The following is a 13,248-nucleotide window of genomic DNA, read 5'->3' as shown; positions in this document are numbered from 1 at the left end:
ATGATCCATCGCCGCAGCTTGCTGACCGGGGCGCCCGCCCTGGCCCTTGGCCTGTCCGCCACTGGCCTTTTGGCCGCCCCCGCCGCGCTGACCGCCGACACGATACTGAAACCGCGCGAGGGGCGCGGTCCGCGCATCGTCGTCTGCGGCGGCGGATGGGGCGGGATGACCGCCGCACGCTATCTGCGGCAAGAGGTCCCCGATGCCGAAGTGATCCTGCTGGAACGCAACCCGTTCTTCTGGTCCTGCCCGATGTCGAACAAATGGCTGATCGACGTGGTGGATACCGCATTCCTGACCCAGGACATGCTGCATCCGGCCAATAAATACGGCTACAGCCTGATCCAGTGCGAGATCACCGGCATCGAACGCGACCGCAAGATCGTGCGCACGTCAAAAGGCAGCGTTGATTACGATTTCCTGATCCTCGCGGGCGGCATCCGCAATGCCTATGACGTGTGGTTCGGCGATGACACGGCGGCGGCGGATTACACCCGGACGCATTTCCCTTCGGCCTATATCCCCAGTGCGGAACATGTGGCGCTGAAGAACAAGATCCACGATTTCAAGGGCGGCACCATCGTGATGACGCTGCCGCCGCCGCCGCATCGCTGCCCGCCCTCGCCCTATGAGCGGGCCTGCGTGATGGCGTGGCATTTCAAGGTCAACAACATCCCGGCCAAGATCCTGATCCTTGACCCGAAACCGATGATCGCCCCCATCGGGGCCGGATACCGCGCCGCGTTCGAGGAACTGTATCCCGACATCATCACCCATGTGCCCAATGCGCGCGTCCGCGAACTGGACCCCTATAACAAGCGCATCATGACCGAGGCGGGTGATTTCGACTTTGACGAAGCCATCATCATGCCGCCGCATCAGGCGTCGGAAATGGTGTTCTATGCCGATCTGATCGGCCGCGACGCCGAGGATAACTCGACCGGCTGGGCCGATATGCACCCGCGCCTGTTCCACGCCAACAGCGATGACAGCGTGTATATCGTCGGCGACAGCATGGGCACGATTTCCCCGCAGTTCGGCCATTACCCCAAAAGCGCGCATGTCGCGAACTATATCGCCAAGATCGTGGCACGGAACATCGGTCAGCGCGTGCGCGGCGAAGAAGTCGTGGCGGAACTGCCCGACAACCTGTGCTATATGCTGGTGAACGGCGACCCGCGCGAGGCCATCTCGGTCGAGTTCTTTTACGAAATCGGCCCTGACGGGAATGTGCAGCAGACGCAGATTGACGTTGACGTGCGCACGCCCGATCTGCTGGAAGAAGACTTTGTTTGGATTGATGGGATGTTCAATGACTTTTTGCGCTGAACCCGACCGGCGGCAGATCCTGATCGGCGCGGCAGCCTTTGGCGCCGCCGCGCTGGCCGGGCAGGCGGCGATGGCACAGGAGCACATGCTGACCAGCGCCTTTCCGCAGCCCGACGATGCCGAGGCCGACCGGATTATCGCCGAATTCCTGGGCGATGCCACGGCAGAGCAAGCCGACCTGCTGCTGGACCTGCCCGCGCTGGCCGATAACCCCGCCGCTGTGCCCGTCCGCGTGCAGATCGCGGCCGACCCCGGCGCGGATGTCTATTGCGAGGAACTGATCGTGCTGGCCGACCGTAACCCGCTGCCGCTGGCCAGCGTGTTCCGCTTTGGCCCGGCGACGGGTCCGGTGGATGTGGCCCTGCGGCTGCGCCTGATCGAAAGCATGCGCGTCCGCGCCGTCGCCCGGATGAGCGATGGCCGTTTCCTGCAAGCCAGCGCCGAAACCACCGTCGCCGCCGGCGGCTGCGGTATGTGAGGACCAACCATGAGCAGACCCCCCCGCATCTGGATCAGCACCGAAACCCCCGCCAGGGATGAAATCGTGCGCATCCGCGCCCAGATCGCGCATCCGATGGAAACCGGCTTTCGCCAACAGGCCGATGGCACGCCTATGCCGCGCAATATCCTGACCGGGTTCCGCGCGTTGCTGAATGATGCCGTGCTGATGGAATGGCAGCCCGAGCCGACTGTCTCCCAGAACCCTTATATCGAGTTCACCTTCGCCGCCCGCGACAGCGGCACCCTGCGCATGATCTGGACCGATGAACGCGGCGATTTCGCCGAGGCCGAGCGCAGCATCACCCTTGAGGGTTAAGATGGCTTCTGCGGCGCGGCATTGCCCGCGCCGCAGGGTGCGCTGAAACCGGCTGTATCCCGACCCTGTATCGAGTTCTCACTTTCGCCGCCCGCGACAGCGGCACCCTGCGCATGATCTGGACCGATGAACGCGGCGATTTCGCCGGGGCCGGGCGCAGCATCACCCTTGAGGGTCAAGACGGTTTCTGCGGTGCGGCATTGCCCGCGCCGCAGGGTGCGCTGAAACCGGCTGTATCCCGGAACCCTGTATCGGTTTCACCTGTGCCGCCCGCGACAGCGGCACCTTGCGCATGATCTGGACCGATGAGCGCGGCGATTTCGCCGGGGCCGGGCGCAGCATCACCCTTGAGGGTCAAGACGGTTTCTGCGGCGCGGCATTGCCCGCGCCGCAGGGTGCTGCGTTGATTCTATATGCTTGTTTACCCGCCCTCATCTGCACGTTTATGCAGCATGTGCAAATTAGGCTATTGAGCAAAACCCTCAACCCTGCGTTGAAAATCGGCGGAAAACTACCGATTAAAGGTTAATTTTTAGTTAATTTCAGAGGTTTCCGCCGATTCGCGGCAGATTTATGCCGATCTTCTGGCGGGCATTACAATTACGTCGCATTTTGCATGCAAGACCGTATTGATGACGTCGGCGATCACAGGCTATCGCAGGACGCTGACTTCTGAATTTAAAGGTGCATCATGCCAACGAACGGTGATCATTCTGCGGATCATCCGACTTACCCTGTCAACACGGGCGATGCTGATGCTTTTGTCCGGGCGGTAAAGAACGCGCCTGAACATGCGCATGACATGTCGAACGAGGGGATGGCCGCGGATCATGCGCGGCTGCTGGCGCTGGTGCCACGGGCCGAGGCGACCCATATCGCCATCAAGAACGGCGACTGGTTCGATCCGGGCACATGGTATCAGGGGCGCATCCCCACCGCAGGGGCCAAGGCGCTGATTCCCGAAGGTATTTCGGTGAATTACAACGAGGTCAGCGATACCTCGCTGTTCACCGTGCGTGTCGATGGCGAACTGTCCTTTGCCACGGCCTCGGACACCCGGATGGTGGTGGATACGCTGGTGGTCAGCCCGCAGGGGCGGCTGGAAATCGGCACCGCCGACAATCCGGTGCAGGCCGGCGTTCAGGCGGAAATCAAGATCGCCAATAACGGCGATATCGACATCGGCTGGGACCCGGCGCTGCTGTCGCGCGGCGTCATCTCGCACGGGGCGGCAGAGATTCACGGGGCGGAAAAGACCCCCTTCGTCAAGGTCGCTACCGATGCCATGGCAGGCGACACGGTGCTGAAACTGGCCGAGGTGCCCAAGGGCTGGCAGGTCGGCGACAACCTGGTTCTCAGCGGCACGCACAAGACCGGCTGGACCTGGGATAACAGCGTCCGCGCCGTGGTTCACAAGGAAAGCCAGGACGAAGAAGTGCGGATCATCGGGATCGAGGGTAACACCGTTACGCTGGACCGCCCGCTGACCTATGACCACGACACGCCGCGCGACGATCTGTCGGCCTATGTCGCGAACATGACCCGCAACATCACCTTTTCCAGTATCGACGGAGATGCCACGCAGACGCATCACCGCGGTCATGTGATGTTCATGCATTCCAACGATGTCGATGTGCGCTATGCCGCCTTTGACGATCTGGGCCGCACCGACAAATCGCAGGCGGCGATGGACGCCTCGAAGGCGGGGACGCTGACGGCCGATTTCAACGCCAAGGCGCGTTATCCGTTCCATTTCCACAAGAACGGGGTCGAGGATCAGGACAACCCCGCCATCGCCATCGGCAATACCGTCAGCGGATCGCCGGGCTGGGGCTTTGTTCATCACGGCAGCCACGCCGATTTCATCGGCAACGTGGCCTTTGACGTGTTCGGCGCCGCCTTCGTGGCCGAGGACGGCAACGAAACCGGCGTCTGGGGCCAGAACATGGCCATCAAATCCTCTGGTGTCGATTATGGCGACTGGTCGGTGAAACGTGTGGGCGACCCCGCCGACAATGACATCGGCAAGACCGGCGACGGGTTCTTTTTCGCCGGGCGTCAGGTTCATGCCGTTGAAAACGTGGCGATCAACACCACCCACGGCTATACATGGTTCCATCGCGTCGCACCTGAAAATCCGCTGGCGGATAATCTGGAATATCCCGGTATCGCTTACGGGCAGGACACCGTGGCCGTTAACCGCACCCCGATCGAAGGGTTCCGCGACAACGAGGCCTTCGGCACCCAGATCGGGCTGATGGTCATCAAGGCCACCCCTGAACAAAACAACGATCTTCGTTCGGTTTTTGACGGTTTCCTGAACTGGGAAACCTCGACCGGCGTTGTGATCGGCTATACGTCGCATTACACGATGCTGGACTTTGATCTGATCGGAACGACGAACTCCGAACGGGTCGCCGCTGCGTCGAACGGTGTCCGGTTCAGCCTGAACGTCTTTGACATGGTGTTCAACGGTCTGAAGCTGGACGGGTTCAAGAACGGCGTTTACTTCACCGAGGCGGACGAATCGTTTTCCGAACATTACCCGAAGGTGCTGCCCTCGGATGTGGCGCATATCCTGATCGACCTTGATGCGACCAATGTGGAGAACGTGCTGGTGAATTTTCGCCCCGGTTTCCATACCACGATGGATTCCGCCGATCTGACCCCCGGCCGGCTGTCGCTGACCTATACCGGGCCGGAAGTTTACAAGCTGGGCCAGCCGTTCAGCCGCGCGGGCATCAAGACCGATTCCATCGGCACCAAGGAACGGCTGTCGGTCAATGACCGTGAGCTGGTGGACAAGAACTCGATGCTGATGCTGATTCAGCGCGACGGGTTCTGGACGCTGCCCGATGGCACCCGTGTCATCCGCTTTCTGGACTATGTGGCTGACCGCGCCACCGGCGAGGTGCTGGAGGTTCATCACATCGTCAAATTCAGCGTGACCGAACGGGAAATCGCGCGCTATGGCCTGCGCAACAATGGCTCTTTTGACGGAACGGCCCCTGAAACCGACATGATCCACTGGATCGACGCCAAGGGCGCGCTGGTCATGATGGGCGGGGCCGGTGACGATGTTTATACCGTAACCAAAACCACCGACATCGTGGACGAGGCGACGGTGCGCGGCGGGCATGTTGATGCGGGCGGGCATGACCGGGTGGAAAGCTCTGTCACCTATTCGCTGGACACGCATCAGGGCATTCGCTTTGTCGAGGATCTGACGCTGACCGGCACGGCCCATATCAACGGCACCGGCAATGCGCGCGCCAATGTGCTGACCGGCAATTCCGGCAACAACGTCCTGCGCGGCGGCAATGGCAATGACACGCTGCGCGGCGGTGCGGGCAACGATACCCTGTTTGGCGACAACGACCATGACTGGCTGTATGGCGGGTCGGGCCATGATGTGCTGGACGGCGGTGGCGGCCACGACCGGCTGTGGGGCGATGAGGGCAACGATACCCTCTATGGCCGGGACGGCAATGACAGCCTTTACGGCGGTTTGGGCGATGATGTGCTGTATGGCCACGCCGGCAACGACCTGCTGCATGGTGACGACGGCAACGACCGCCTTTACGGCGGTGCGGGCAATGACACGCTGCGCGGCGACAATGGCAACGATATGCTGAATGGCGAATCCGGCGATGATCTGCTGTATGGCGGTGCCGGGAACGATCTGCTGAACGGCGGCGCGGGCAATGACCGGCTGTATGGCGATACCGGTGACGATAAACTGCATGGCGGCGGCGGTAACGATACGCTGGATGGTGGTTCTGGCAACGATACGCTGCATGGCAATCAGGGTAACGATCTGCTGCGCGGCGGCGACGGTAACGACGGCCTGTGGGGCGAGGATGGCCACGATACGCTGCGCGGCGATGCGGGTAACGATACCCTGTTCGGCGGCGCGGGCAACGACTGGCTCTATGGCGGTTCCGGCCATGACGTGTTGAACGGCGGCACCGGCCATGACCGGCTGTGGGGCGATGACGGCAATGATACGCTGCGCGGCGGTGGCGGGAACGACACCCTGTATGGCGGCATCGGCAACGATCAGCTGTTCGGCGATGCGGATAACGATCTGCTGTATGGCGATGATGGCGATGACCGTCTTTGGGGCGGGCTGGGGAATGACACGTTGCACGGCGGTAACGGCAATGATTCCCTGTTCGGCGGCGTGGGCAACGACTGGCTGCATGGCGGCAACGGGAATGATGCGCTCAGCGGCGATGCGGGCGACGACCGGCTTTGGGGCGGGTCTGGCAACGATACGCTGCGCGGCGGAGGCGGCAATGACACGCTGTATGGCGGCGCGGGCAGCGATGTGCTGATCGGCGGCGCGGGCGCGGATGTTTTTGTCATAGATACGCGGCCGTATGGCAGCGTCGATTCGATCCGCGACTTTGCCCCGAACGAGGATACGATCTGGCTGGCTCAGTCGATCTTTACCGGGCTGCGTGGCGGTGCGCTGGATGTGGGCTTTCGGTCGAACACCACCGGCGTTGCGCAAAGCGGCGCGGACCGGATCATCTATGATTCACGCTCGGGCCGGCTGTATTACGACGAAGATGGCACTGGTTCGGCTGCGCGGGTGCATTTCGCCACGCTGTCGCGCGGGCTGAATCTGGACGGGGATGACTTCTTCGTCTTTTGACCGATGTTGCGGGGCCGGTGCCTGCCGGTCCCGCAGCGATCAGCCGATGGGGCCGAATGCGGTTTCGTAACGCTGCCGGAACGGCCCGTCTTTCAGAAAGCGTGGCCGGATCTGCGCGATCTGCGCCAGAATGGCCGGGTCGGGGTGGCGGTTCAGCATGACCATCAACTGACCCGAGGTGCGCGGCGACAGCTTCAGCGGCAACCCGCTGAAATCGGGCGGCAGGTTGTCCAGCACGCCAAAGAACTGCTCCATCGACCAGGAGGTAGAGCCGGGCAGGCGCAGCGACCGGAAATACAGCGGGTCTTTCTGCACGAAATAGCGCGAATAGGGGTAAAGCGCATCTGCCGGGTAATCCAGTTCCGTCAGAACCCGCGTCAGCAGCGCCGGGCCGGAAAACGCCTCGACATCGTAAAGATGGGTTTTGCGGGTGATGTTTTCGGCAATCCGTTGCAGGCACAGGCCGGGGATCTGGTGGCCCGCGTCGAAATACAGGCAATGATTGGCGCAAAATCGCAGGCCGCGCGACATGTCATCGCGGTGGAACATCACCGGGCGGGACAGGTCGAAATCATCCAGCGGCATCACCGGCGATGAATCGGCGTCGATATACCAGCCGCCGTGTTTGAACAGAAACGCCAGCCGCAGAATATCGCTGCGCGCGGCGGGCGGGCGGATCTGCGGATAGGTCTGCGCCAGCACCGGGTCCAGCCCGTCCAGCAGGGCAGGGGCGTCGGCATCGTGCAACAGCATCACCTGCCAGCCGGGTTGCTGCGCGGCGCAATGGGCGACGTTGCTGTAAAACGGACGCGGCATTTTCAGCGCGGCATCCCAGAAATAGATGACATTGCGCCCGTCCGGCCGCGCATCCGCCAGCCCGCCGATGCCGAAATGAGCGTTCAGCGCGCCAAGATCGGGGGGCAGGTCGTCGGGTGGGGTCAGTTGCTGGTAGGGCCACGCGTCCTTGTCCAGATCAGCGGCAAAGCTGTCGCGGATCAGTTGCGCCTGCGCGGCGGTCGGGGGGTCGTCGGGCGGATCGCCGGGGCCGGGCTGATGCGCGGCGAGTTGTTCGCGTTTGTGGCGGATGTCCTGATTGCTTTGACCCGGATCGAACAGCGACCGTGCAAGGGCGATCTGGCCCGGCGTCAGTTCCGGCTCGGCCCGGTTTGCCGGGGGGTGCAGCAGCCGCGCGGGCAGGGCCAGAAACCGTTCCAGCGCCCGCAGATATTGGTCGGGATCGTCGTCCAGCAGGTCGTGATGCAGCAGGGTGATCCGCCGGGCGCCGCTGTGCTGCGCCCAATCGCCGATCACCCGGTCAAAGCGATGGCCCGCCAGCCCCTGTTCGGCCAGCCGGTCGATATAATCGGGCAGCGACAGGTCAAAGCGGATATGCCCGATGGCGTCCAGATACTGACGGCGCAGCAGGTCGAGATGCGGGCGCAGGGTGAACAGATAGTCGCGGTCATGGCCAGACAGCGCCGCCTCGAACAGTTCGGCGACCTCGGCCGCGCGCGGATAGAGCAGCGGCGGCCGCCCCGCCGCCAGATGGCCCGCCGGCGGGCTGCCCAGAAAGCCGTCATCCGACAGCAGCAGAACCTGCGCCCCCAGATCGCCCGCCTGTTGCAGCAGATCGCGCAGCGCCGCCTGTGCCCCGGCGCGTTTGCGCGGTCTGCCGGTGGTGGCAAAATTCGCCAGATCGTCGGCCAGCCTGCGAAACACCGGGCGCAGCCGGTCGTCGTTGCGGGCGTTGATCCAGCCCTGCGGCAATGGCTGGGGGATGGCGCGCAGCGTCTCGTGCAGAAAGGCCGTGCCGCATTGATGCAGGCCCGGATGGACGATGACCCTCATTCCCCGGCGTCCGGTCCGGCAAAGCCCAGTTCCGCCAGTTGGTCGTCATAGCCGTCTGACGCGCGCAGCCGCGCCAGTTTGGCGGCATAGCGTTCGCGGATCAGCGCCTGCGCCTGCTTTACGCCCTTGTCGCGCAGCAGGCGGGTGCAGAATTTCGCAACCTTGTCGGCCAGATCGGCGGCGCCTGTGTCGGTGATGTCGTTGCGGTCGAAGGTGCGGAAATATTCGGCGTCATATTTGCTGTGATTGTTCAGCACGTCGCCGCGCAGGCGGCGCATCAGGTATTCTTCGCCCGATTTCACCCCGTAATGATTGACCTGCGCCAGATCATAGCCCGCCTGGCCCTGCTTGTATTTCCACGCGACCTTGCGGCCATCCAGTATCTGGCCAGAGCCGTTGACCCAGCGCAGTTGCTTTTCGTCGGTTTTCAGGAACTTGGGTTTCAGATGCGGGCGGTGGATCGCCAGTTTCATGAATGGTTCGGGGCGATAGATCGTCTTGACGCCATGGCCTTTGACGAACTGATCCGTTGCCGCAGCGGTAAAGCGCGACACCACGGGTTCGTCGCGATACAGCCGGTTGCCGCCCGACCCGAAAAAGCGCCACGCCACCGGCATCGCGGTGGCTTTTTTCGCCACGATCTGGTCGATCAGCGCGTTCACCGATCCGTCGCCGGTCTTGATCTGCAAGAATTCGTCAAGGTCGATCAGCATGTGCCAGTCGGCGCGGGTGAACAACGGATGCCCCCCGACGCGGGCAATGCCGCGCGATTGCGGCGGCTTGTCGCGCCACGGGCCGTTATCCAGCCGCGACACCAGCCCAAGCGCGGCCAGCGCATCCAGCATTTCATCGGTGCCATCGGTGCAGTCATTCGTCAGCACCAGAATATCGGTAAAGCCCAGCAGGTGGTGATAGGCCACCCATTCCAGAATATACGGCCCCTCGTCCTTGGCCATGGTGGTCAGCATCACATGCCCATAGGGCGAGCTGTTGGCCCCGCCGGGAATGTGCGCCTTGCGTTCCTCCAGATCGGTCAGAAAGGCCACCGGGTCGATCCGGTCCAGCTTGTCCTTGCTGCGTTCCTGCTGGGCGGCCTTGACCTGCGTTTTCTGTTCCAGCGCGTCGTAATCGACCTGCTGGCGCTGATCCAGCCATGCGCCGATCCATGACCGCCGCGCCGGAACGCCGCCGCGCATCCCCTTGGTGTATTTGCGCATCCAGCGGGAATACAGATGCACACACAGCACGTCGTCCTGCCCGATCAACTGGGTGGCGCGGTCCAGACTGGCATTTTCGGTCAGCAGCTTGCGATCCTGAAAGCTGATCGGAAAGAACACATGCGTCGGCTGCGCATGGGCCAGATCGCCGGTTTGGCTGGCGAAATGCGTCAGCGCGATGGGACCGGTGGCCCCCCATGGCAGATCGCCCAGATTCAGCGTCTGGCCTGCGTCCAGCGTCGCCTGCATCCGCTTGCGCTGGCCCTGCGGCAGCCATGGCGGGATCGCGTTGGGGGTGGTCAGGAAATCGGCCAGCAGCCGGATGGTTTCAGACCCGCGCGGCGCGCCCATGACGGCATTGCCCAGCAACAGCTTGTCATCGCGTTCATGGCCGATGAACCATTGCAGATCGGCGGGAAAGGGTTTCAGCGCGATGATGTCGGTATCGACCCAGACCCGGCCGGTATCGCGCACCATGATGGCGCGGAACACATCGGCGTGGATGGCCGGGCTGCCCGCCTTGGCATGGGTGATGATGTCGTCATTGGCCCAGACCTCGCGCGCGTCGCGCAGTTGCGCGCCCTGGGGCAGGTTGGGCACCGAGCCATAGCTATACAGCACATAATCATGGCCCAGTTCGACAAAGCTGCGGACCGAGGCGATTTCCAGCCATGACAGCGGCCCGTCGATCCACAGCGATCCGATGGGCGCCAGCCCGGCCTTGGTCGTGTCAGTCGGTTTCGAGGTCATCGGATGCGGCCCTGCGCTGCGGATCGGATCACGGCGGGCCGTCAGTGCCTGCCGGCCATCTGTTGGTCTATTGGCGTGTCGGCGGGCACGAATTTCATCGCCGCGCCGCCCATATGCTTGGCCAGCCCCTGCAATGCACCCTCTTTCTGGGTTTCGGTCGGCAGGTGCCAGTCGTCGGCGCTGTCGATATAGCCGCGTTCGGCCAGCAGCCGCGCCAGTGCCGCATGATCCAGTTGCCCCCAGCTCAGCCGCGATGCGCCTTTGTGCTTTTCGGGCATCCAGTCGCCTTCCAGCACGTTCAGAATATCGGGGCTGGTGCCGGTCATGCCTTCGAACTGGCGCTGGATGTTGTAATAGGCCGACATGTTGCGGCGCAGGATGATGGCGATCTTTTGTCCGGGGCGGGCGATCAGTCCGGCCAGATGAAAGGCCGAACTGTCCAGCCCGACGATATGGCTGGCCTTGCGATACTGGGCCAGTTGTTCGGCCAGCGAATGCCGTTCGGGGTAATAGATGCCATAGCCGTTGCGGCGCATGTTGTCTTCGATCTGAACCTCGTTCAGCGCCCGGCCCTTTTTGCCCTGCCGGGTGCGCGAGATATAGATCCTGTCGTCGCCTTTGGGTTCGATCTGTTCGGCCAGACGGTGGCCAAAGGCGCGGAATTCCGGCGTGCCGCGGGCGATGGGACCAAGGCCAAAGCCCTGACCCGGCACCAGCAGGCGTTCGACCTGCGTTGGTTCGGTTATCAGCCGCACCGGCAGGTCGATCCCTGCCATGGTCAGGAAATTGCGGTGCCATTGCTGAAGATCGGTCATTTCCTTGTGGCGACCGACAAAAACGATGCTGTCCGCCGGATGATCGGCAACCGCCCACAGCCGCGAGATGGATTCGGTCAGGAAATGGCCGAAATGGTTAAAGATCTGCCCGCCCCACAGATGCGTGCCCGACAGGCGCGCCACCGGCCCTTGGGCGGGTTTGGGCGGCAGCATCATGCGGCGCAGGCGCCCCTCGGCGGAACTGCGATAGATCGCGGCCTCGGGCAGATCGGTGCCGCTGCTGTCCAGAACGCCACAGGTCGGAAAGGCCAGCATATTGGTGGGCGGAATGATCGTCGCGCCTTCGACCGGCCTGACCTCGCGCGACCAGCCGTGATCGGGGCTTGGTTCAAAGGATTCATCTACGAACATGCCGGGTTCACCTTGGCTGGCTGCCGCATCGGCCAAGGATGCGGGCAGGGAAATTCAGGGTGCAGACATTGCACAGAAACGCCCGCTTCACAAGGTATTCGCCCGGCCTGCGGCGTTAACCAGAGGCGGTTATGCCATTCTGCGAATGGGAAAAACTTTGCATCCGGCGGCTGCGTTGCGGGTTTGGCGGGCGCGGGCGGCTGTGATCTGCGCAGGGCCTTGCCTTTGCTGTCATATGTGACAATATATTGCCATATATCAAGATTGAGGGCGATATGGCACTGGACCCGGACACCCGCGACCATCTGATTTCGACGATCCGCCGCTTTGTGGATGAACGCCTGATCCCCGCCGAAGCCGTGGTCGCGCAAACCGATGCCATTCCCGGTGATCTGCTGGATGCGATGCGCGATCTGGGCCTGTTCGGCCTGTCGATCAGCCCCGATTACGGCGGCCTTGGCCTGAACATGGAAGAAGAGGCCCTGCTGATTCTGGAACTGGGCCGCGCCGCGCCGGCCTTTCGGTCGGTGTTCGGCACCAATATCGGCATCGGCTCGCAGGGGATCGCGATTGACGGGACGGCAGATCAAAAGGCGAAATATCTGCCGGGGCTGGCCTCGGGGCAGATTATCGGGGCCTTTGCGCTGACCGAACCGGATGCGGGGTCGGATGCCGGATCGGTGCGCACCACGGCGCGGCGCGACGGCGATCATTACATCCTGAACGGCACCAAACGCTTTATCACCAATGCGCCCCATGCCGGTCTGTTCACGGTGATGGCGCGCACCGATCCGGCCCAGCCCGGCCCGCGCGGCGTATCCGCCTTTGCGGTCGAGGCGGGCACGCCGGGCCTGTCCACCGGCAGGCCGGAACACAAGATGGGCCAGCAGGGCGCGCATGTCTGCGACGTGATCCTTGAGGATTGCCGTATCCCGGCGGATGCCCTGATCGGCGGGGTCGAGGGGCAGGGCTTCAAGACCGCGATGAAGGTGCTGGACAAGGGCCGCCTGCATATCGCCGCCGCCTGCACCGGGCTGGCGGAACGGATCATCGACGACATGATGGCCTATGCCGTGACGCGCCGGCAGTTCGGCAAACCCATCGCGGAATTTCAACTGTTGCAGGCGATGTTCGCCGACAGCCGGGCCGAGGCCTATGCCGCGCGCTGCATGGTGCTGGATGCCGCGCGCCGCCGCGATGCCGGGCAGGATGTCGGGGTCGAGGCATCCTGCGCCAAGATGTTCGCATCCGAAATGGTCGGCCGGGTCGCCGACCGCAATGTGCAGGTGCATGGCGGCAACGGCTATATCCGCGAATACCGGGCCGAACAGTTGTTCCGCGACGCCCGCCTGTTCCGCATTTACGAAGGCACGACGCAGATTCAGCAGGGCATCATCGCCCGCGCCATGGCCGAACAGGCCCGCGCCGCGATCTGAGCCG

General features: G+C 63.1%; 9 protein-coding genes. 6 read left to right on the top strand and 3 right to left on the bottom strand.

Going from position 1 to position 13,248, the window contains the following annotated elements:
* From Q4G24_RS00695 to Q4G24_RS00675, 5 genes are all read left to right on the top strand, one after another.
* On the top strand, positions 1-1,329 hold the full coding sequence (locus Q4G24_RS00695; protein ID WP_303364571.1) for an FAD-dependent oxidoreductase: 1,329 nt from the start codon (positions 1-3) through the stop codon (positions 1,327-1,329).
* Complete coding sequence (locus tag Q4G24_RS00690; RefSeq protein WP_303364570.1) at positions 1,313-1,807, top strand: thiosulfate oxidation carrier protein SoxY; 495 nt, start codon at positions 1,313-1,315, stop codon at positions 1,805-1,807. The genes Q4G24_RS00695 and Q4G24_RS00690 overlap by 17 nt, the downstream gene beginning before the upstream one ends.
* A 9-nt stretch (positions 1,808-1,816) precedes the next feature.
* Entirely contained in the window at positions 1,817-2,146 is a 330-nt protein-coding gene (gene soxZ / locus Q4G24_RS00685; RefSeq protein ID WP_303364569.1) for a thiosulfate oxidation carrier complex protein SoxZ, read from the top strand.
* Positions 2,147-2,438: 292 nt separating this feature from the next.
* Positions 2,439-2,675, top strand: a complete 237-nt coding sequence (locus Q4G24_RS00680) for a hypothetical protein (protein WP_303364568.1) — start codon at positions 2,439-2,441, stop codon at positions 2,673-2,675.
* Between the two features lie 162 nt (positions 2,676-2,837).
* Positions 2,838-6,806: a G8 domain-containing protein gene (locus Q4G24_RS00675; protein ID WP_303364567.1), complete on the top strand. Its 3,969-nt coding sequence runs from the start codon at positions 2,838-2,840 to the stop codon at positions 6,804-6,806.
* Between the two features lie 39 nt (positions 6,807-6,845).
* On the opposite strand, the gene Q4G24_RS00670 is transcribed toward Q4G24_RS00675, so the two are convergent.
* The 3 genes from Q4G24_RS00670 to Q4G24_RS00660 are packed head-to-tail and all read right to left on the bottom strand — an operon-like array spanning position 6,846 to position 11,808.
* Positions 6,846-8,654 carry a glycosyltransferase gene (locus Q4G24_RS00670; RefSeq protein WP_303364566.1) on the bottom strand — a complete coding sequence of 603 codons (1,809 nt, stop codon included), beginning with the start codon at positions 8,652-8,654 and terminating at the stop codon, positions 6,846-6,848.
* A complete protein-coding gene (locus Q4G24_RS00665) occupies positions 8,651-10,621 on the bottom strand; it encodes a glycosyltransferase family 2 protein (RefSeq protein ID WP_303364565.1) in 1,971 nt (656 codons plus the stop codon). The genes Q4G24_RS00670 and Q4G24_RS00665 overlap by 4 nt, the downstream gene beginning before the upstream one ends.
* Positions 10,622-10,662: 41 nt before the next feature.
* Positions 10,663-11,808, bottom strand: a complete 1,146-nt coding sequence (locus tag Q4G24_RS00660) for a DUF563 domain-containing protein (protein ID WP_303364564.1) — start codon at positions 11,806-11,808, stop codon at positions 10,663-10,665.
* 275 nt (positions 11,809-12,083) lie between these two features.
* Here Q4G24_RS00660 and Q4G24_RS00655 point away from each other — a divergent pair, with 275 nt between their 5' ends.
* Positions 12,084-13,244 carry an acyl-CoA dehydrogenase family protein gene (locus tag Q4G24_RS00655; protein WP_303364563.1) on the top strand — a complete coding sequence of 387 codons (1,161 nt, stop codon included), beginning with the start codon at positions 12,084-12,086 and terminating at the stop codon, positions 13,242-13,244.
* The last annotated feature ends 4 nt before the right edge of the window (positions 13,245-13,248 follow it).

It is taken from the genome of Paracoccus sp. (in: a-proteobacteria), from assembly GCF_030538695.1.
Taxonomy (GTDB): domain Bacteria; phylum Pseudomonadota; class Alphaproteobacteria; order Rhodobacterales; family Rhodobacteraceae; genus Paracoccus.
Note: the sequence above shows the minus strand (reverse complement) of the source record. Positions and strands in the feature narration are given on the sequence as shown.